The 18,478-nt window shown below is 68.3% G+C and carries 18 protein-coding genes and 3 tRNA genes; 10 read left to right on the top strand and 11 right to left on the bottom strand.

The genetic code is table 11. From position 1 onward, the window contains the following. Positions 1–2: 2 nt before the first annotated feature. The 4 genes from gyrA (at position 3) to VD659_RS07305 (ending at position 3,190) form a co-directional block, all read left to right on the top strand. On the top strand, positions 3–2,534 hold the full coding sequence (gyrA, locus tag VD659_RS07320; RefSeq protein ID WP_423260465.1) for a DNA gyrase subunit A: 2,532 nt from the start codon (positions 3–5) through the stop codon (positions 2,532–2,534). Continuing rightward, the gene (locus VD659_RS07315) at positions 2,527–2,934 is read left to right on the top strand and encodes a DUF3566 domain-containing protein (protein WP_137838176.1); all 408 of its coding nucleotides are present in this window, start codon (positions 2,527–2,529) and stop codon (positions 2,932–2,934) included. Before gyrA ends, VD659_RS07315 begins: the two co-directional genes overlap by 8 nt. 66 nt (positions 2,935–3,000) lie before the next feature. Then, positions 3,001–3,074: transfer RNA gene (locus VD659_RS07310), tRNA-Ile, on the top strand. A 43-nt stretch (positions 3,075–3,117) separates the two neighbouring features. After that, positions 3,118–3,190: transfer RNA gene (locus VD659_RS07305), tRNA-Ala, on the top strand. A gap of 65 nt (positions 3,191–3,255) precedes the next feature. Here VD659_RS07305 and VD659_RS07300 read toward each other — a convergent pair. After that, positions 3,256–3,807, bottom strand: a complete 552-nt coding sequence (locus VD659_RS07300) for a hypothetical protein (RefSeq protein WP_423260464.1) — start codon at positions 3,805–3,807, stop codon at positions 3,256–3,258. A gap of 141 nt (positions 3,808–3,948) precedes the next feature. Between VD659_RS07300 and VD659_RS07295 the strand changes: the two genes are divergently transcribed. Together VD659_RS07295 and VD659_RS07290 are read left to right on the top strand one after the other, a co-directional pair. After that, on the top strand, positions 3,949–4,488 hold the full coding sequence (locus VD659_RS07295; RefSeq protein WP_137838174.1) for a peptidylprolyl isomerase: 540 nt from the start codon (positions 3,949–3,951) through the stop codon (positions 4,486–4,488). Positions 4,489–4,529: 41 nt separating this feature from the next. Beyond that, the gene (locus tag VD659_RS07290; protein WP_423260463.1) at positions 4,530–5,381 is read left to right on the top strand and encodes a rhomboid family intramembrane serine protease; all 852 of its coding nucleotides are present in this window, start codon (positions 4,530–4,532) and stop codon (positions 5,379–5,381) included. A gap of 130 nt (positions 5,382–5,511) precedes the next feature. Here the strand turns inward: VD659_RS07290 and VD659_RS07285 are convergent, their stop codons facing one another. Next, the gene (locus tag VD659_RS07285) at positions 5,512–5,778 is read right to left on the bottom strand and encodes a cell division protein CrgA (protein ID WP_423260462.1); all 267 of its coding nucleotides are present in this window, start codon (positions 5,776–5,778) and stop codon (positions 5,512–5,514) included. A 103-nt stretch (positions 5,779–5,881) separates the two neighbouring features. Between VD659_RS07285 and VD659_RS07280 the strand changes: the two genes are divergently transcribed. The 3 genes from VD659_RS07280 to VD659_RS07270 are packed head-to-tail and all read left to right on the top strand — an operon-like array spanning position 5,882 to position 7,512. Next, positions 5,882–6,709 carry a class E sortase gene (locus VD659_RS07280; RefSeq protein WP_423260461.1) on the top strand — a complete coding sequence of 276 codons (828 nt, stop codon included), beginning with the start codon at positions 5,882–5,884 and terminating at the stop codon, positions 6,707–6,709. Between the two features lie 3 nt (positions 6,710–6,712). Further along, the gene (locus VD659_RS07275) at positions 6,713–6,874 is read left to right on the top strand and encodes a hypothetical protein (protein ID WP_423260460.1); all 162 of its coding nucleotides are present in this window, start codon (positions 6,713–6,715) and stop codon (positions 6,872–6,874) included. Continuing rightward, a complete protein-coding gene (locus tag VD659_RS07270) occupies positions 6,871–7,512 on the top strand; it encodes an anthranilate synthase component II (protein WP_423260459.1) in 642 nt (213 codons plus the stop codon). Before VD659_RS07275 ends, VD659_RS07270 begins: the two co-directional genes overlap by 4 nt. A gap of 81 nt (positions 7,513–7,593) precedes the next feature. Here VD659_RS07270 and pknB read toward each other — a convergent pair whose 3' ends face one another. Genes pknB through VD659_RS07235 form a run of 7 tightly spaced genes read right to left on the bottom strand, consistent with a single transcriptional unit; the run spans position 7,594 to position 16,566 of the window. Next, positions 7,594–9,291: a Stk1 family PASTA domain-containing Ser/Thr kinase gene (gene pknB / locus VD659_RS07265; RefSeq protein WP_423260458.1), complete on the bottom strand. Its 1,698-nt coding sequence runs from the start codon at positions 9,289–9,291 to the stop codon at positions 7,594–7,596. Continuing rightward, on the bottom strand, positions 9,288–11,027 hold the full coding sequence (locus VD659_RS07260) for a serine/threonine protein kinase (protein ID WP_423260457.1): 1,740 nt from the start codon (positions 11,025–11,027) through the stop codon (positions 9,288–9,290). Before VD659_RS07260 ends, pknB begins: the two co-directional genes overlap by 4 nt. After that, positions 11,024–12,475, bottom strand: a complete 1,452-nt coding sequence (locus tag VD659_RS07255; RefSeq protein ID WP_423260456.1) for a peptidoglycan D,D-transpeptidase FtsI family protein — start codon at positions 12,473–12,475, stop codon at positions 11,024–11,026. Before VD659_RS07255 ends, VD659_RS07260 begins: the two co-directional genes overlap by 4 nt. A gap of 4 nt (positions 12,476–12,479) precedes the next feature. Then, a complete protein-coding gene (locus tag VD659_RS07250) occupies positions 12,480–13,880 on the bottom strand; it encodes an FtsW/RodA/SpoVE family cell cycle protein (protein WP_423260455.1) in 1,401 nt (466 codons plus the stop codon). Continuing rightward, positions 13,877–15,217, bottom strand: coding sequence for a PP2C family protein-serine/threonine phosphatase (locus VD659_RS07245; RefSeq protein ID WP_423260454.1), 1,341 nt, complete (start codon positions 15,215–15,217; stop codon positions 13,877–13,879). Before VD659_RS07245 ends, VD659_RS07250 begins: the two co-directional genes overlap by 4 nt. A gap of 3 nt (positions 15,218–15,220) precedes the next feature. Continuing rightward, positions 15,221–15,787, bottom strand: coding sequence for an FHA domain-containing protein FhaB/FipA (locus VD659_RS07240; RefSeq protein ID WP_423260453.1), 567 nt, complete (start codon positions 15,785–15,787; stop codon positions 15,221–15,223). Between the two features lie 8 nt (positions 15,788–15,795). Further along, the gene (locus VD659_RS07235; protein WP_423260451.1) at positions 15,796–16,566 is read right to left on the bottom strand and encodes an FhaA domain-containing protein; all 771 of its coding nucleotides are present in this window, start codon (positions 16,564–16,566) and stop codon (positions 15,796–15,798) included. A gap of 181 nt (positions 16,567–16,747) precedes the next feature. On the opposite strand from VD659_RS07235, the gene VD659_RS07230 reads away from it, so the two are divergent. Continuing rightward, positions 16,748–16,831: transfer RNA gene (locus tag VD659_RS07230), tRNA-Leu, on the top strand. Positions 16,832–16,887: 56 nt separating this feature from the next. Here the strand turns inward: VD659_RS07230 and VD659_RS07225 are convergent. Further along, the gene (locus VD659_RS07225; protein WP_423260450.1) at positions 16,888–17,721 is read right to left on the bottom strand and encodes an alpha/beta hydrolase; all 834 of its coding nucleotides are present in this window, start codon (positions 17,719–17,721) and stop codon (positions 16,888–16,890) included. Further along, positions 17,718–18,455 (bottom strand): hypothetical protein, encoded by a 738-nt coding sequence (locus VD659_RS07220; RefSeq protein ID WP_423260449.1) that lies wholly within the window; start codon positions 18,453–18,455, stop codon positions 17,718–17,720. The genes VD659_RS07225 and VD659_RS07220 overlap by 4 nt, the downstream gene beginning before the upstream one ends. Between the last annotated feature and the right edge of the window lie 23 nt (positions 18,456–18,478).

Here is an 18,478-nt window from a genome sequence, read left to right as displayed (position 1 = left end):
TCATGACTGACGAAATCACTCCGCCCACCGGCGACCGCATCGAGCAGGTCGATCTCCAGCTGGAGATGCAGCGCTCCTACCTCGACTACGCCATGAGCGTGATCGTGGGACGCGCGCTGCCCGACGTGCGCGACGGGCTGAAGCCCGTGCACCGCCGCGTGATCTACGCGATGTACGACGGCGGCTACCGGCCCGACCGGGCCTTCTCCAAGTCCGCCCGTGTGGTGGGCGAGGTGATGGGTCAGTTCCACCCGCACGGCGACTCGTCGATCTACGACACCCTCGTGCGCCTCATCCAGCCCTGGTCGCTGCGCTACCCGCTGGCCCTCGGCCAGGGCAACTTCGGGTCTCCCGGCAACGACGGGGCTGCGGCTCCGCGATACACCGAGACGAAGATGGCTCCGCTCGCGCTCGAGATGGTGCGCGACATCCAGGAAGAGACCGTCGACTTCCAGGACAACTACGACGGACGCACGCTCGAGCCCGTCGTGTTGCCCGCACGGTTCCCGAACCTGCTGGTGAACGGCTCGGTCGGCATCGCGGTGGGCATGGCCACGAACATCCCGCCGCACAACCTGCGCGAGGTCGCCGCCGGCGCCATCTGGTATCTCGAGAACCCCGAGGCGAATCGCGAGGAACTGCTCGAGGCGCTGATGCAGCGCATCAAGGGCCCCGACTTCCCGACCGGCGCCCAGATCCTCGGCGTGAAGGGCATCCACGACGCCTACCGCACCGGCCGCGGCTCCATCACCATGCGCGCCGTCGTGAGCGTGGAGGAGCTCCAGGGCCGCACCTGTCTCGTCGTCACCGAGCTCCCCTACCAGGTGAACCCCGACAACCTGGCCATCAAGATCGCCGACCTGGTGAAGGACGGCAAGCTGGCCGGCATCGCCGACATCCGCGACGAGACCTCCGGCCGCACCGGCCAGCGTCTCGTGATCGTGCTGAAGCGCGACGCCGTCGCGAAGGTCGTGCTCAACAACCTCTACAAGCACACCTCGCTGCAGGAGAACTTCGGCGCGAACATGCTGGCCATCGTCGACGGCATCCCGCGCACCCTCCCGCTCGACGGCTTCATCACCGAGTGGGTGGCCCACCAGATCGACGTGATCGTGCGGCGCACCCAGTTCCGTCTGCGCGAGGCCGAAGCGCGGATGCACATCCTGCGCGGCTACCTCGCGGCGCTGGACGCCCTCGACGAGGTGATCGCGCTCATCCGGCGCTCGCCCACCGTCGAGGAGGCCCGGGACGGCCTGATCGGCCTGCTCTCGATCGACGAGCTGCAGGCCCGCGCCATCCTGGAGCTGCAGCTGCGCCGCCTGGCCGCGCTCGAGCGCCAGAAGATCCAGGACGAGGCCACCGAGCTGCAGCTGAAGATCGACGAGTACAACGTCATCCTCGGCTCGCCGGCACGTCAGCGCCAGATCATCATGGAGGAGCTCACCGAGATCGTCGACAAGTTCGGCGACGACCGGCGCACCGAGATCATGTTCGGCTTCGACGGCGACATGAACGTGGAAGACCTCATCCCTGAAGAGGAGATGGTGGTCACCGTCACCCGGGGCGGTTACGTCAAGCGCACCCGCAGCGACAACTACCGCAGCCAGCACCGCGGCGGCAAGGGCGTGAAGGGCGCCCAGCTGCGCGCCGACGACGTGGTGGAGCACTTCTTCGTCACCACCACGCACCACTGGCTGCTGTTCTTCACGAACACCGGCCGGGTGTACCGCGCGAAGGCCTACGAGCTGCAGGAGGCCGGCCGGGATGCGAAGGGCCAGCACGTGGCGAACCTGCTCGCCCTCGCGCCCGAAGAGCAGATCACCCAGATCCTCGACATCCGCGACTACCAGGCGGCCAAGTTCCTCGTGCTCGCCACCAAGGGCGGCCTGCTCAAGAAGACCGCCCTCACCGAGTACGACACGAACCGCTCGGGCGGCATCATCGCCATCAACCTGCGCGACGACGACGAGCTCGTGTCGGCGCTGCTGGTGGAAGAGGACTCCGACCTGCTGCTGGTCTCCAAGAAGGGCATGTCGATCCGCTTCACCGCCTCCGACGAGGCGCTGCGCCCGATGGGCCGCGCCACCTCCGGAGTGATCGGCATGAAGTTCCGCGGGGAGGACGAGCTGCAGGGCGCCTCCGTCGTGTCCGACGAGGGCTACGTGTTCATCGTCACGGAGGGCGGCTACGCGAAGCGCACCTCGGTCGACGAGTACCGGGTGCAGGGTCGTGGTGGACTGGGCATCAAGGTGGCCAAACTCGCCGAGGCGCGGGGCGACCTGATCGGGTCGCTGATCGTCGGCGAGGACGACGAGGTCCTTGTGGTTCTTGCCAGCGGCAAGGTGGTACGCTCTGCCGTGGCCGAGGTACCGGCCAAGGGACGCGACACGATGGGCGTTGTCTTCGCTCGATTCGCGGACGACGACCGGATCATCGCGGTGGCCAAGAACACGGAACGCAACCTCGAATCCGAGCTCGACGAGAGCTCAGGGGACGTGTCTGCGCCTGGAGAGGACGTTACGACGGATGAGTAATCTCGGCGACAAGTTCGCGAAGAAGACGGCACGAGTCGCCACCACGAAGCAGGTGCGGCTGAAGCTCGTGTACATCGATTTCTGGTCGGTGCTCAAGATCTCCTTCCTGCTCGCGATCATCCTCGGGATCATCACGGTCGTCGCCGCCTTCCTCGTGTGGTCGGTCCTGAACCAGACCGGCGTGTTCGACTCGGTCAACACGCTGCTGCAGGACATCGCGGGTGCGGGGAACTTCAACCTGTTCGACTTCGCATCGCTGCCGCAGGTGATGGGCTTCTCGGTGGTCGTCGGCATCCTGAACGTGATCGTGATCACGGCCCTGGGCGCGATCTGGGCGGCGCTGTACAACCTCGCCGTGCGGATCACGGGCGGCGTGATGCTCGGATTCACCAACAAATAACGGTCACTCCCGACTCGATTGGGAGATGCGACCGGGGTAAGGTAGTCTCTTCTCTGGTCAAAAAACGGGGCTATAGCTCAGGCGGTTAGAGCGCTTCGCTGATAACGAAGAGGTCCAAGGTTCAAGTCCTTGTAGCCCCACGAGAGATCCACAAGAAATCTCCCGCGGACTGATGTCCGATGGGGGGCCTTAGCTCAGTTGGTAGAGCGCCTGCTTTGCAAGCAGGATGTCGGGAGTTCGATTCTCCCAGGCTCCACCCGCTGAACACACCAGAAAGCCCCCGGCAGCTGCCGGGGGCTTTCGTCGTTGGTGGGAGCGGAGTCAGCTCTCTGGGCTGGTCTCGGGTTCCGGGTCTTCGTCGGCGATCCAGAGCTCGTCGTCGGCGCGGAAGGTCTGCCACAGGGCGTAGCCGAGGCCGACGGCGGTGACGACGCCGAGGCTGATCACGAACACCAGTCCGACCTTCGAACCGGCGGAGGGCTTGGGGGCCGGCTGCAGCGCCTTCGAGGCCTTGGAGACCTTCGCCCCGGCCTGCTTGACGAACTCCGGATTGTTCGAGGCCTGCAGCACCGCGGCGGCCGAGCCGATCGTTCCGGCGAGGGCGGGCAGCACCTCGGTGGTGAAGCGGTGCTTCACCGTCTCGCCGGCGACCTTCACGTCGGCGGCGCGCTTGCTCAGCGCGACGGCCCCGGTGTCGACTGCGCTCTTGACACGCGGCTTCACCTCTTCGTCGGCGAGGTAGCTGGCCTGCTTGCCGGCCTCACGCAGAATGGCGTTGGCTCGGTCGAGCACGGCCTGCTGGTCGACCCACAGGTCTTCTGCCGTTCCCTTCAGGCGCTCGAGCGCTTTGCGGCGCTTGCGGGAAAGACTCATAAGAAACCTCCATCGGCGAGAGCACGGTCATTGTCATCTTGCCACGCAATCAAGCCCCGCAGTAGCGACGGCACTGATCATCCACTTCACAATGGCTGGAGCTTCACTGAACGGCGATGGCACTATGAGAGAATTGGCACCATGCCCGCACACACCCACGTCGCCACTCTCACCACCAACCACGGCCCGATCGTGGTGAACCTCTACGGTCACCACGCGCCCAAGACCGTCAAGAACTTCATCGGCCTCGCCACCGGCGAGACCGAGTGGACCGACCCGAAGACCGGCCAGCCGACGAACGCGCCGCTGTACAACGGCATCGTGTTCCACCGCATCATCCCGGGCTTCATGATCCAGGGCGGCGACCCGCTCGGCAACGGCACCGGCGGCCCCGGCTTCCGCTTCGACGACGAGATCAACCCGGAGCTCGACTTCACCGAGCCCTACATCCTCGCGATGGCCAACGCCGGCATCCAGGGTGGCAAGGGCACGAACGGATCGCAGTTCTTCATCACCGTCGGCCCCACCACCTGGCTCCAGGGCAAGCACACCATCTTCGGTGAGGTCGCCGATGACGCCTCGCGTCGCATCGTCGACAAGCTCGCCGGTGTGGCGACCGACGCCTACGACCGCCCGCTCGACGAGGTCGTTCTCGAGAGCGTCACGGTCGAGGCCGTCTGAGCGCCGAACCACCGCACCGGTAGCAGCCCAGGAGTCCGTCGATGACCAGCGCCCCGGCCTCGCCGGACAACTACTGCTATCGCCACCCCGGCCGGCAGAGCTTCGTGCTTTGTCAGCGCTGCGGGCGCACCATCTGCCCGGAATGCCAGGTGCAGGCCGCCGTGGGCGTGCACTGCGTGGAGTGCGCCCGGCAGGATCGCCGTGAGGCCCCGCGGGTGAATCGCGGCCGCCCGGCGTTCCTGCGCAACCTCACGGGGGCGGATGCGCCGGTGATGACCTACCTCATCATCGCGATCTGTCTCGTGGTGTTCCTGCTGCAGTCGATCCCGGGGCTCAACGTGACGCGAGCCATCCAGTTCGCTCCGGCATACGTGCTCCCGAGCTCGGGAGCACCGCTCGAGCCGTGGCGCATGATCACGGCGGTGTTCGCCCACGCCTCGATCCTGCACGTGCTGCTCAACATGTACACGCTGTTCATCTTCGGCAGCGCGCTCGAGCGGATGCTGGGCAAGTGGCGCTACCTGGCGCTCTTCCTGCTCTCGGGCCTCGGTGGCTCGGTGGCCGTCGTGCTCTTCACCGGCCCGTTCACCGCGGTGGTGGGTGCATCCGGAGCGATCTTCGGGCTGATGGGCGCCTTCTTCGTGATCAACCGGCACCTCGGCGGCAGCAGTGTGCAGCTCATCGTGCTCGTGGTGATCAACCTCGCCTACGGCTTCTTCGTGCCGGGCATCTCCTGGCAGGCGCACGTGGGAGGGCTCGTGGTCGGGCTGCTCGTCGCCCTCATCTTCGTGCGCACCCGTGCCATCCGGATGCGCAGTGCACAGGTCGCGCTGGTGTCGTTGGTGGGCGTCGCGCTGGTGGCGGTCACCGTGGGGGCCGCCGTCCTCGCCTAGACAGCGGGACTTGCGGCTTATTCCACAGGGTTATCCACACCTGTGGACTTATCCACAAGAGTTTCCACACTGGGGATAATTACAGCGGTGTAATTAGCCCCGCAGACGGGTTTCTCGGTGCAGGAGCTGGTCAGCGCCAGCGTGTGGTCATGATGAAGCCGATGAAGGCGATGCCGAAGCCGATGAGGATGTTCCAGCTCCCGAGGTCGGGAATCGGGAACACGCCCTGGCTGACATAGAAGACGATGATCCACACCAGGCCGACCAGCATGAACCCGAACATGACCGGCTTGAACCACACGGGGTTCGGGGTGTTCGCAGCGTCTTCGCTCGACGTGCGCTCGATCTCGCGGGAACGGCGGGCGACGTCCTTGGTGGATGCTTTGTCTCGGGCCATGCCGACGATTCTAACGGGCTTTGATGCGGGGTTCTCCACCGGTTTTCCACAGGCCAGCGCACTCGGGGCCTCTCCTCAGCTTGCGCCTCTTAGGATTGTGGTCATGAGCGACCTTCTCGACCTGGTGAATTCCGCCGAGGACGAGCCGCCGAAGCGGCCCCGGCGTCAGAAGACCCCGCGTCGCGGCGTCGCTTCGCGCATCGTCGGGGTGTTCGGCGAGCTGCTGATCACGGCCGGCGTGCTGGTTCTGCTCTTCCTCGGCTGGCAGTTCTCGCTCAACGGCATCATGCTGAGCAACCACCAGTCCTCTGACGCGAGCTCGCTCTCGCAGAGCTGGGCCACGGGCTCGGCCAGCACTACGCCGCCGTCGACGCCCGCGGCTTCCGCCCCTCCGACGACGTCTGCGTCGTTCCCGTTCGGCGAACCGCCCGTGCTCGGGACGCCGGCTGCAGCCCAGGAGTTCGCCGTGGTCTACGTGCCGCGCTTCGGCTCCGACTTCAAGAAGACCATCGCCGAAGGCGTCGACCCGCGTTCGGTGCTCAACAACGGCGGAGCGGGCCACTACCCGAGCACGCAGATGCCGGGGCAGGTGGGCAACTTCGCCATCGCGGCGCACCGCGACGGCTGGGGCAGCCCGTTCCTCAAGATCAACGAGCTGCAGGTGGGCGACCCCATCTACGTCGAGACGCAGGACGGCTGGTACACCTACACCTTCCGCGGTCTCGAGTACGTGACGCCCTACGGCGTCGGAGTGATCGACCCGGTTCCGCAGGTTCCGGGCGCGACGCCGACCGACCGGCTCATCACGCTCACGAGCTGCAATCCTCTGTACATCGCCTCGGAGCGCATCATCGCCTACGGTGTGCTCACGGGCTGGCAGCCGCGCTCGGCCGGCGCGCCCGCCGAGATCGCCGGAATCGTGGGGGCCTGACTCATGTACGCAGCTTTGTGGCGCATCCTTCCCGGTCCGGTCTGGGTGCGCATCCTCATTCTTCTCGTTCTGCTCGCGGCGGTGCTCTTCGTGCTGGCGTTCTGGGTGTTCCCCTGGATCGACTACTTGACCGCTCCGGTTCAGGATGTCACGGTGGACCGATGACCCGCGTTCTCGTCATCGACAACTACGACAGCTTCGTCTACACCCTCAACGGCTACCTGCAGCAGCTGGGCGCCGAGACGACGGTGGTGCGGAACGACGCGTTCGACGCGGCCGACGCCGCCTCGACCATCGCCGACTACGATGCCGTGCTCCTCTCCCCCGGCCCCGGCAAGCCGTCCGACGCCGGGGTGTCGATCCCCGTGGTCTTCGCCGCCTTGGAGTCGAACACGCCGCTGCTCGGGGTGTGCCTCGGACACCAGGCGATCGCCGAGGCGATGGGGGCCACCGTCACCAATGCCGAAGAGCTGATGCACGGCAAGACCTCCATCATCCGTCACGACGACAGCGCCTTCTACGACGGAGTGCCCGACGGCTTCACGGCGACCCGCTACCACTCGCTCGCCGTGGTCGACGGCACGGTCCCCGACAGCCTCACCGTCACCTCGCGCACCGAGGGAGGCGTGATCATGGGCCTTCGGCACGTGACCGCGCCCATCTACGGCGTGCAGTTCCACCCCGAGTCGGTGCTCACCGAAGGCGGCTACCGGATGCTCGGCAACTGGCTGGCCACGGCCGGGCTCACAGAGGCTCCGGCGACCGCCGCGGGGCTCAACCCGCTGCTGCGCACCGCCGTCTGAGCCGGCGCCGACCGGGAGCGCCGACTCCGGAGGCCGGTGCTCCGGGCATCCGGCTCGCCGGGGCCCAGAGACGCTCGCAGATCAGCCGACGCAGTAGCGGATGGTGATCGTGGACTTCTGTGCCGCATCCCCGGCCGCGATCGACTGGCTCGACACCGGGTTGCTCGCGGCCGTCTTGCAGCCCGGATCGGTGTCGACCTTCACGTCGAGCAACAGGTTAGTCAGCGTGGTGCGCGCGACGTCGATCGGCTGCCCCGAGACATCGGGCACGGTGACGAGGCCGGTGGACACCACGATGTTGACGGTGTCTCCCGCATAGGCGTTGGTGGCGGCGGCCGGATCGGTTCGGATGACCACGTCGACCGGCACGTCGGCAGAGTTCTCCTTGTTGGTCTGGCCCACCGTGAACTTCGCCGCCGACAGAGCGGCGGCCGCATCGGCCGCCGACTTGCCCTGCAGGTTCGGGATGGCGATGGCCTGGCGCCCCTGGGAGACGTGCACCGTGATGACCGTGTCGGGGCTGACGATGGTTCCGGCCACGGGGTCGGTGTCGACCGCCTGACCGGCAGGGATGGTGTCGCTGTAGACATCTCTGCGAGCGGTGACGAGATTGAGCTGCTGGAGTGTCGCATCCGCCGCTTCGAAGGTCTGCCCGGTGACGTTGGGCACCTCTCTCGAGGTGGAGGGCAGCGTGTTGGTGGGCTGCAGGGTGAGCACCCAGAACACGATGGCAACGAGGATGACGGCGACCGAGATGATGCCGGCCCAGATCCAGACCACCGGTGGCCGGGATTGCGTGCGCACCGCGTATTCGTCGTCGCCCGCGAGCTGGGTGAGCGCCGATTCGCTGCCCTGCGCCAAGCTCGGCGGCGCGCCGAACAGGGAGGACTGGAAATCGTCGGCCGGAAGACGCTTCGACGGGATCTTGCCGGCGCCGGCGATCTCGAGGTCGGTGCGGAACTCGACGGCGTTCTGGAAACGGGCGAAGCGGTCCTTGGCGAGGGCGTGCAGCACGACCTGGTCGATCGCCGGCGACACCGTGGGGTTGATGCTCGAGGGCGCGACCGGCATCTCGCTCACGTGCTGGTAGGCCACGGCCACCGGGGTCTCACCCTTGAAGGGCGGCTGGCCGGTGAGCATCTCGAAGAGCACGACACCGGTGGAGTAGAGGTCGGTGCGCGCATCCACGGACTCGCCGCGGGCCTGCTCGGGCGAGAAGTACTGGGCGGTGCCGAGGATGGCCGTCGTCTGCGCGACCGTGGCCGAGGAGTCCGAGATGGCGCGGGCGATGCCGAAGTCCATCACCTTCACCTGGCCGCCGTGCGTGACCATGACGTTGCCGGGCTTGATGTCGCGGTGCACCACGCCGGCGCGGTGCGAGTACTCCAGCGCCGTGAGGATGCCCTCGGTGATGCGGATGGCCTCGGCCGAGTCGACCGGGCCCTTCTTGATGAGGTCTTTGAGCAGCGTGCCCTCGACGAACTCCATCACGATGAAGGGAACGATGCCCTCGAAGCCGCCGGGCTCGATGACCCGTTCCTCGCCGGCGTCGAACACGCGCACGATGGTGGGATGCGCCATCCGCGACGCCGCCTGGGCCTCCTGGCGGAAGCGGGTGCGGAAGACGGGGTCGCCGGCGAGTGACGACTTCAGCAGCTTGATCGCGACCTGGCGTCCGAGGCGTTCGTCTCGGCCGGAGTACACGTTCGACATGCCGCCGCGGCCGATCAGTTCGCCCAGACGGTAGCGCCCGGCGAGAAGTCGGTTCTCGTCGGTCACGGGGTCGCTGTGGGGACGATGGTCAGGGGCGTCTGGAGGCCCGGCGAGAACCCGGAGGTCGTTCCCGAGCAGGTGACGCTGTACTTCACGTCGACCGTGGCTCCCGCCGCACCAGTGACGGTGAGGGTCGCGGTGGTCCCCGTGATGCCCGTCGGTGCGGTGGCGTTGGTGGCCTCGAGCGTGTAGCCCTCGAGCGTGGTGCCGGAGGGGCAGCTGTAGGCCGACCACTGCACGTCGAAGGTTCCTCCGGCGGGCACGGCATCCGGCTCGGCCACGGTCGGCTTGGTCTTGCCGGTGAAGGTGGCCGCGCTGCTCGGCGCCGTGGGCGTGATGACGTCGGTGTAGACCGTCAGCTGGATGGTGGTGCCCTTCGGGACGTTGCCCACGGGGGTGGCCTGGTAGACGACGTCGACCTGGTCCTTCGTGGGAGCGGCGTTGCCGGGGACACGCGCGGCGCTGAGGCCCATGCTCGAGAGCAGGGTCGCGGCCTGGTCGAAGGTCTTGCCCTTGAGGTCGGCCTCGCTGACCACGGCGACGGTGGGTGTCGACGAAGCGGTGGGCGTCGTCGCCGTCGGGGTGCTCGAGGTGGGCGGCGGCGAGGACGACGACGGCGGGTTGCTCGTGGCGGGCGTGTTGTTGCTGCCGTTGGCCTGCAGCACGACCGTCACGATCGTGCCGATGAGTACGAGCGCCAGGATGATGATGAGCACGATGAGTGGCCAAGTCCAGGGGCTGCGCTTCTTCGGCTCCTCCTCGACGGCCGCGGCCGGGGTGACCGGGGGGCCCGCGGGAGGAGTGGAGAGCACGGTGGTGGCCTGCGTCGGCGCGCCGGGCGCCGCCATCATCCGCGTGGCCATGGTGGGCGGCAGCCCCTCGTTGCCGAGAACAGCGGGAACCGCGGCCGCGGCCGAGGCGATGTCGCCGCGGCGCAGGGCCATCGCCGCCCGTGCGAGGTTTCCGGTCGACGACGGGCGGTCCTCGGGCTTCTTGGCGATGCAGGAGAGCACGAGGTTGCGCACGGGCTCCGCCACCGTGACCGGCAGGTCGGGTGGCGTCTCGTTGATCTGCGCCATGGCGATGGCCACCTGCGACTCGCCCGAGAACGGGCGCTTGCCGGCGAGGCACTCGTAGGCCACGATGCCGAGCGAGTAGATGTCGGTGGTCGGCGACGCGGGCTGGCCCGAGGCCTGCTCGGGCGAGAGGTACTGCACGGTGCCCATGACCTGGCCGGTGGCCGTGAGCGGCACCTGGTCGGCGATGCGGGCGATGCCGAAGTCGGTGATCTTCACGCGGCCGTCGGGGGTGATGAGCAGGTTGCCCGGCTTGATATCGCGGTGCACGAGACCGGCGGCGTGCGCCGCCTGCAGGGCGAGCGCCGTCTGCGCGACGATGTCGAGCACGCGGTCGGTGGAGAGCACGTGCTCGCGCTCGAGGATGGTGGAGAGCGCCTCGCCGGGCACGAGCTCCATCACGAGGTAGGCGCTGCCTTCCTCTTCGCCGTAGTCGAAGACGTTCGCGATGCCCTCATGGTTGACGAGCGCCGCGTGGCGGGCCTCGGCACGGAAGCGCTCGAGGAAGCCCGGGTCGCCGAGGTACTCGTCCTTCAGGATTTTGATGGCGACGGTACGCCCGATGACCAGGTCTGTGGCCTGCCACACCTCGCCCATGCCGCCGATCGCGATGCGATTGGACAGCTCGTACCGGCCCCCGAAGGTCACCCCTGCTGTGGGTCTCATTTACTCAGCACCGCCTCTAGTACTCGTTTTGCGATCGGAGCGGCCACCTGGTTCCCAGAACCGGATTGACCCAACCCACCGCCATCTTCCACGACCACTGCGACGGCAACCCGAGGGTTGTCTGCGGGCGCAAAACCAGTGAACCACAGGGTGTAGGGAGCGCCCGTTGCGTTCTCCGCAGTCCCGGTCTTACCGGCCACACTGACTCCGTCTATTCTTGCATTAGTCGCCGCGCCGCTATCCACGGCTTCGACCATCAACTGCGAAAGTGTCGAAGCTGTTACCGAATTCAGGGGCGTCGACAACTCCTTCGCCTGGAAGCTCTGCAGCACGCTGAGGTCGGGGGCGCGGATCTCGTCGACCAGGTTGGGCGTCATCAGTTTTCCTCCGTTGGCCACCGCGGACGACAGCATCGCGATCTGCAGCGGGGTGGCGACGTCGCTGCCCTGGCCGAAGGCCGAGAGCGCGAGCTGAGCGTCGTCGAGACCGCTCGGGTAGACGCTCGTCGAGACCTGCATCGGAATCTGCAGCTCGCTGCCGAAGCCGAACGACCTGGCCATGTCGGCGATCGGGTTCTGGCCGATCTCGATGCCCACCTCGGCCATCGGGATGTTGCAGGAGAGCACGAAGGCGGTCTGGATGGTGACCGTGCTGCCGCCGCCGCAGGTTCCGCCGCCGGCGTTGCTCACGGTGTTCTCGGATCCGGGCAGCGGCAGGCGGGCCAGGTTCGGAACCGCGTGGTCGATGGTGAGGCCGGCGTTCTGGATGGCCGCCGAGGTGGTGACGATCTTGAAGGTCGAGCCGGGCGGGTTGAGGTCGTTGATCGACTTGTTGATGAGCGGATCGCCCGGGTCGGCCAGCAGGGCGTTGTAGGTGTCGATGACCTGCTGGGTGTCGTGCACGGCGAGGGTGTTCGGGTCGTAGTCGGGCTTGGAGACCATCGCGAGGATGCGGCCGGTCGACGGCTCGATCGCCACGACGGCCCCGCGGTAGCTGCCGAGCGCGTCGTAGGCGGCCTGCTGCACCACCGGGTCGAGCGTGAGCTCCACCGAGGCGCCCTGCGGGTTCTGGCCCGTGATGATGCGGTTGAGGTAGTCGAGGAACTGGGAGTCGCTCGTGCCCGAGAGGTAGTCGTTCATGGACTGCTCGATCTGGCTGGAGCCCTGACCGAGCGTGTAGTAGCCGGTGACGGCACTGTAGAGCGGACCCTGCGGGTAGGTGCGCTGGTACTTGAACTGGTCGTTCGTGGGCACCGACTCCGCGACCGGCTGGCCGGCCACGAGGATCGGGCCGCGCATCACGTCGTAGCTCGCGTAGAGGGTGCGGGCGTTGCGCGGGTCGCTCGCCAGGTTGTCGGCCTGGAAGAACTGGATGACGGTCGACGACACGAACAGCGTCAGGAACATCAGGAACACGACGATGCTAACGCGCTTGAGTTCACGGGTCACGGCTCTAGATCACCAGCCTTGGCTGATTGCGGACTGTGTCCGACAGGCGCAGCAGGAGCGCGACGATGATCCAGTTGGCCACCAGCGACGATCCTCCGGCCGCCATGAACGGCGCCGTGAGCCCGGTGAGCGGGATGACGCGGGTGACGCCGCCGATCACGATGAAGCACTGCAGCGCCACCGTGAACGAGAGGCCGACCCCGAGCAGGCGGCCGAAGTCGTCCTGCCCCGCGAAGCTGATGCGGAACCCGCGCGAGATGAACAGCAGATAGAGCGCCAGGATGGCGAACATGCCCGCCAGGCCGAGCTCCTCGCCGAGCGAGGCGATGATGTAGTCGCTCTGCGCGAGCGGGGTGATGTCGGGCCGGCCCTCGCCGAGACCCGTGCCGATGAGGCCGCCGTTGGCCAGACCGAACAGCCCTTGCACGAGCTGGTAACTGCCGCCCTGGGCGTCGTAGACGGTGGAGTTCAGCGCATCCAGCCAGTTGGTGAAGCGGTCGTTCACGTACACCAGCACCTGGCCGGCGATCACGGCGCCCGCGAGGAACAGCCCGACGCCGAGCACCACCCAGCTGGCGCGGCCGGTGGAGACGTAGATCATCACCACGAACAGACCGAAGTACAGCAGTGCCGTGCCGAGGTCGCGCTGGAAGATGATGATCGACATCGACAGCGCCCAGAGCACGAGGATCGGCCCGAGGTCGCGCGCCCGGGGGAAGCGCATGCCGAGGAACTTGGTACCCACCATCGAGAGGCTGTCGCGCCGCGAGACCAGGTAGCCGGCGAAGAACACGGCGAGGGCGATCTTCGCGACCTCACCGGGCTGGAACGAGAACTGGCCGACGTGGATCCACACCCGGGCGCCGTTGATCTCCTGCCCGATCACCGGCAGCATCGGCAGCAGCAGGAGGATGGCGGCCACGAGCATGGCGACGTAGGTGTAGCGCTGCAGCACACGGTGGTTGCGGATCACGATGATCACGACGAGCGCGAGGGCGATCGCCACGGCGCTCCACACCACCTGCCGCACTGCGGTGCTCTCCCAGCCGCTGAGGTTCTCGGCGATGTCGATGCGGTAGATCATCGCGATGCCGATGCCGTTGAGCAGCGCGGCGATCGGCAGGATGAACGGATCGGCGTTCGTGGCCACGAACCGCAGGGCCACGTGCATGCCGATGACGAGCACCGCGAGCCCGGCGCCGAGGGTGAACACGGTGAGGTCGGCATAGCCCAGGGCGCCGAACTGCACGAGCACCACCGCGAAGGCGTTGATCAGGCACACGAACACGAGCAGGAACAGCTCGAGGTTGCGCAGCTTCTGCGGCACGCGGATGCGCCGGATGCCGCGCCCCGGGGTCGGGGCCGGCGCATCCGGGGCAGCCGTCACGGGCCCGGTGCTCGTCATGGCGTGGCTCCGGGCGAGGGGGTGCCGCTGGGCGCCGGGGTGCCGGTGGGCGCGCCCGTGCCGCCCGTCGCATCCGTCGGCGTTCCGCTCGCCGCCGCGTCGCTCAGGCGCTTCACGATCTCGAGCGCGGCCGTCACCGAGTCGGCGCTGATGGTGTTCTGCACTTGCCGCTTGTTGTAGTCGGGCAGCGCGTCGGTCTCGAGGTCGGTCTGCTGGAAGACGTGCGAGAGCTGGATCGGCCCGACGCCCTGCTGCACGCCCTGGTAGATGGTGACGAAGCCGTTCGACTCGCCCACGTAGAAGCGCGTCTGCGTCCAGCGGTAGCCGGCGAACAGGCCCACGCCGATGAGGGCGAGCACCACGAGGGCGGCGACGAGCCAGGTGACCTTGCGCCGGCGGCTGCGGCGGCGGTCCTCTTCGATCAGCTCGTCGAGGTAGTCCTCGGAGCCGGGCTCGAAGTGGCTGGGCTCGGTCGAGGCCGGACCACGCGGGTGCAGCCGGAGGCCCGGGATGCCCGGGATGCGCGTGGTGCGGCGCTCGACGGTCTGCGAGAAGGCGATGGGCTGGGCCGCCGAGCCCACGATGACCGGCGTGATCTCGGGGGTCTCGAACGACTGGTGCACGTCGACGACCACCACCGTGACGTTGTCGGGGGCGCCGTGGTCGAGGCTCTCCTTGACCAGCGCGTTCGCGGCATCCCGCGGCGCGATCTGGTTCTTGAGGATCTTCTCGATGTCGTCGTGCTCCACCACGCCCGAGAGGCCGTCGGAGCAGAGCATCCAGCGGTCGCCGGGCCGCGTGTCCATGACCTGGAGGTCGACCTCGGGAGCCGCGTCGACGTCGCCGAGCACGCGCATGAGCACCGAGCGGCGCGGGTGGGTCTTGGCCTCCTCGGCGGTGATGCGGCCGGAGTCGACGAGGCGCTGCACGAAGGTGTGGTCGATGGTGATCTGCGTGAGCACCTCGTCGCGCAGCCGGTAGACCCGCGAGTCGCCGATGTGCGCGAGGGCGACGCTGTGGCCCACCCGCACGAGGGCGCTGAGCGTGGTGCCCATGCCGGTGAGCTCCGGATGCTCGTAGACCGTCTCGGTGAGCACGGCGTTGGCCGCGACGATGGCCTCCTGCAGCGCGAACTCCGCGTCGACCGCCGAGTTGTACTGCCCGTCGATCTCGGCCAGGCGTTGCAGGGCGAGGGCGCTCGCGACGTCGCCACCGGCGTGCCCGCCCATCCCGTCGGCGACGGCGAAGAGCGTCTCGCCGGCGAAACCCGAGTCCTGGTTGTTGGAGCGGATCTTGCCGACGTGGGACACGGCCGCGCTCACGGTCACGATCGCCACGCGCTACCGCCGCAGTTCGAAGCTCGTGGCGCCGATGCGGATCGGCGTGTTCAGCGGGATGTGCACCGGGGCGGTGACCCGCTGGCCGTCGAGGAAGGTTCCGTTCGTCGAGTCGAGGTCCTGGATGACCCACTCGTCGCCCCAGATCATCAGGCGGGCGTGGTGGGTGGAGGTGTAGTCGTCGCGGATGACCACGCTCGAGTCGGAGGATCGCCCGATGGTGAGCGGCTCGGTGCCGAGCGGGATCTCGCTGCCCGACTTGGCGCCCGAGGTGATGACCAGGCGGCTCGCGTTGCTCGTGGTGGCCCGCGGCGGGCCGCTCAACTCGGTGCCGGGGGCGGGGACGAAGGTGGGGACCTTCGGGGCGGGAGGCGCCGGGGCCGCGGGCGCCGCCGCTGCGGCGGGGGCCGCGCCGGCGCTCGCCGCAGCGCCCGCGGTGGCCGGCTCCTTCAGGCGGCGCACGCGCTGACCGAACAGGTCGGAGCGCATCGCGTAGACCACGATGAAGATGAACACCCACAGCAGCGCCAGGAAGGCGAGCTGCAGGATGAGAAGGGTGAGTTGACTCATTCCGCCGCCTACCGCCAGAACCCGCCCGGGTCGAGCGGCGGCCTGGAGGGGTCGCTCGACGGCATGCGGGTGGTGGGCGCGTCGCCGCGTGTGCTCGCCGAGGTGCGGGAGCCGGTGGGCTGCGGGACGACACGGAAGACGATGTCGGTGCGGCCGATGCGGATGACCGAGTCGGGCTCGAGGTTGGCCTTCTGGAAGGCGCGGCCGTTCAGCTGCGAGCCGTTCGTGGAGCCGAGGTCACGGGCCTGGGCGTGCGTGCCGTCCCAGAGGATCTCCACGTGCTTGCGGCTCGTTCCGGTGTCTTCGACCGTGATGTCGGCGTCGCTGCCACGGCCGATGACCGTGCGCGAGGTGGTGATCGGATGCCGGCGGCCGGCCACGTCGAGAACCGGGATCCAGTTCACCTCGACCTGCTGGTTCGCCGAGTCGATCTGCACCACGCCGGTGGTGAGCTTCGGGTCGTTCACGAGCTCGATCGTCACGAGGCCGGCGAACTGGAAGCCCTGCTGGCTCGCATGCTGCTTCACGATCTGGTCGAGGTCGTCGAGGAGGGCCTGGCCGATGCCGGTCATGCGCTGGTAGTCGGAGGGGGCCAGGCGAACCCGGAAGGTGTTCGGCACCAGGATGCGCTCGCGCGACACCACGGCGGCCTTCGTGTCGAGCTCCCGCTTCAGCGCGGAAGAGATCTCGACCGGCTGGAGCCCCGAGCGGAAGGTCTTCGCGAATGCGCCGTTGACGGCGCGCTCGAGACCTTTCTCGAAGTTGTCCAGTATTCCCACGTCTCTCCCGATCTCCTTGCTCGAACCGTTCCGGCTGTGTTGGGGGTTCTCGCTGTCAAAGGCGTGAATGCTACGACGATGTTACTTGTCTTGGGTGTTAATGCACTCTCAGGGGGGTCGCGGGCGCCGGGCCGGTCCCGGTTCGCGAGCGGCGCGCGCTCGTGCTAATCTCTCCTAGTTCGCGCGAGTGGCGGAATTGGCAGACGCGCTGGCTTCAGGTGCCAGTGCCCGCAAGGGCGTGGGGGTTCAAGTCCCCCCTCGCGCACGAACGCATCAGGCCTGGCCTCGAGAAATCGGGCCAGGCCTTTGACGTCTCCGGACCTAGCGGGTGGGGATCACCTGCTGGAGGGCCGCGGTGAGCTGGGCGCGCATCCGTTCGTCGTCGATGGTGGAGACGCCGTCGCCCGGCTGCACCCCGTAGTCGCCGAACTGGGCGTGGTTGGCGCCCTCGATCTCGACGAAGACCGTGTCGGAGGGCAGGCTCGCGCGCGAGGCCTCGATCTTGGCGGGGGTGCTCAGCCCGTCGTTGCTCCCCGAGACGGAGACCACCGGCTTGCCGAGGCCGGACTCGTCGCCCGCGCAGTAGGAGCCGAGCAGAACGAGTCCGGCGACGGCCGGGTCGTGGGCGTACTGGCAGGCCTTGACGCCACCGAGCGAGTGACCGCCCACGAACCACTCGGTGACCTCGGGTGCGAGCGCGGAGAAGTCGCTGAAGGGGCGCCACTCGAAGATCGCGTAGTTGAGGGGCGGGCGGATGATGACCACGGTGGTGCCGCCGTCGACGAGGCCGCGCAGCTTGTCGGCGTAGGCGAGCGGATCGACCTTGGCGCCGGCGAAGAAGACGAGTCCGGCGCCGGTGGAGTCATCGCCGGGGGTCATGACGACGGAGGGGTAGCTCCATCGCGTGTGCACCGCTAGATCGTCGGCGACGGCTTGCACGGGTGCGCGTTCGGCGGAGAAGGTGACGTGGGCGTCGACCAGGAAGGCGCTGACCGCCGCGATCAGGGCGGCGGCGATCGCGACGAGCGTGATGCGGAGGGCGGGGCGGCGGCGGCGCGTGCGGCCCGTGCGGGTGGGGCGGGACGGGCGGCCTGCGGTGGTCGCGGCGTCAGCGCTGGTGGCGGTGTCCGGGCTACCGGCGTCGGGGGTGGTCATGTGCGGTCTTCCGGTGGGGTGGTGGGGCGCGGGCTGTAGCGGGTGGCGGTGCGCACCTCGGAGACCGCGGAGACCTTGGTGTCGATGAAGCCGCGGGAGCGCATCGCGGCGCGCACCTCGGCGTCGCCGAAGGGCGCGCGGCCCTTGCGGTGCACGATCCAGACGGGCACGGCGGGCGGGAGGGCGGCGAGAGCGGCACGCAGAGCGAGCTCGTCGTCGACCTCGGCGAGGGCGACGGCAGGGGTGGATCCGCGGGTGGGCTGTGCGGTGGTCGTGCGAGCAGAGGTGCTGTTGTCGGTCGGCCCGGTGGGACCTGCGGCCGTGATGACCGGGTTCGGAGCGGATGCGGTGACGGGGCCCGCAGAAAGCTCGGCGAGGGCGGCGGCGAGGTGCGCATCCGTCACCGGCCCGATCACGAGGGGAGGATGCCCGGCCGAGAGCCCGAGCTTGGCGGCGAGGGTGGGCGGTGGGGTGAGCAGCTTCTTCGCCCAACGGGCGGCGGTGGGGGCGCCGAGCGCGAGCTCGACGGTCTCCGCGCCGTGGCGGAAGCGGAGGCGCTCGCCGTCGGCGGTCACGACCACCTCGCTGAGTTCGGCGACGGGCAGCACGCGGCGGAGGGGTGTGCGGAGCAGGAGCTCACGGCTCTCGAGCACGGCCTTCACCTCGGGGGCGTGTGCGGTGACGGCGCCCGAGGCGTCGGTGACCGTCACGGCGGTGACCGCTTCTGCTCCCATGAAGGCAGTATGCCCGGTCGGCG

The sequence above is a fragment of the Herbiconiux sp. 11R-BC genome, assembly GCF_049472555.1.
GTDB lineage: Bacteria > Actinomycetota > Actinomycetes > Actinomycetales > Microbacteriaceae > Herbiconiux.
Note: the sequence above shows the minus strand (reverse complement) of the source record. Positions and strands in the feature narration are given on the sequence as shown.

Excerpts from the sequence above, each read along its gene's own strand:
- gyrA (WP_423260465.1), top strand. The coding sequence starts at position 3 with ATGACTGACGAAATCACTCCGCCCACCGGCGACCGCATCGAGCAGGTC.
- VD659_RS07315 (WP_137838176.1), top strand. The coding sequence starts at position 2,527 with ATGAGTAATCTCGGCGACAAGTTCGCGAAGAAGACGGCACGAGTCGCC.
- VD659_RS07300 (WP_423260464.1), bottom strand. The coding sequence starts at position 3,807 with ATGAGTCTTTCCCGCAAGCGCCGCAAAGCGCTCGAGCGCCTGAAGGGA.
- VD659_RS07295 (WP_137838174.1), top strand. The coding sequence starts at position 3,949 with ATGCCCGCACACACCCACGTCGCCACTCTCACCACCAACCACGGCCCG.
- VD659_RS07290 (WP_423260463.1), top strand. The coding sequence starts at position 4,530 with ATGACCAGCGCCCCGGCCTCGCCGGACAACTACTGCTATCGCCACCCC.
- VD659_RS07285 (WP_423260462.1), bottom strand. The coding sequence starts at position 5,778 with ATGGCCCGAGACAAAGCATCCACCAAGGACGTCGCCCGCCGTTCCCGC.
- VD659_RS07280 (WP_423260461.1), top strand. The coding sequence starts at position 5,882 with ATGAGCGACCTTCTCGACCTGGTGAATTCCGCCGAGGACGAGCCGCCG.
- VD659_RS07275 (WP_423260460.1), top strand. The coding sequence starts at position 6,713 with ATGTACGCAGCTTTGTGGCGCATCCTTCCCGGTCCGGTCTGGGTGCGC.
- VD659_RS07270 (WP_423260459.1), top strand. The coding sequence starts at position 6,871 with ATGACCCGCGTTCTCGTCATCGACAACTACGACAGCTTCGTCTACACC.
- VD659_RS07260 (WP_423260457.1), bottom strand. The coding sequence starts at position 11,027 with ATGAGACCCACAGCAGGGGTGACCTTCGGGGGCCGGTACGAGCTGTCC.
- VD659_RS07250 (WP_423260455.1), bottom strand. The coding sequence starts at position 13,880 with ATGACGAGCACCGGGCCCGTGACGGCTGCCCCGGATGCGCCGGCCCCG.
- VD659_RS07240 (WP_423260453.1), bottom strand. The coding sequence starts at position 15,787 with ATGAGTCAACTCACCCTTCTCATCCTGCAGCTCGCCTTCCTGGCGCTG.
- VD659_RS07225 (WP_423260450.1), bottom strand. The coding sequence starts at position 17,721 with ATGACCACCCCCGACGCCGGTAGCCCGGACACCGCCACCAGCGCTGAC.
- VD659_RS07220 (WP_423260449.1), bottom strand. The coding sequence starts at position 18,455 with ATGGGAGCAGAAGCGGTCACCGCCGTGACGGTCACCGACGCCTCGGGC.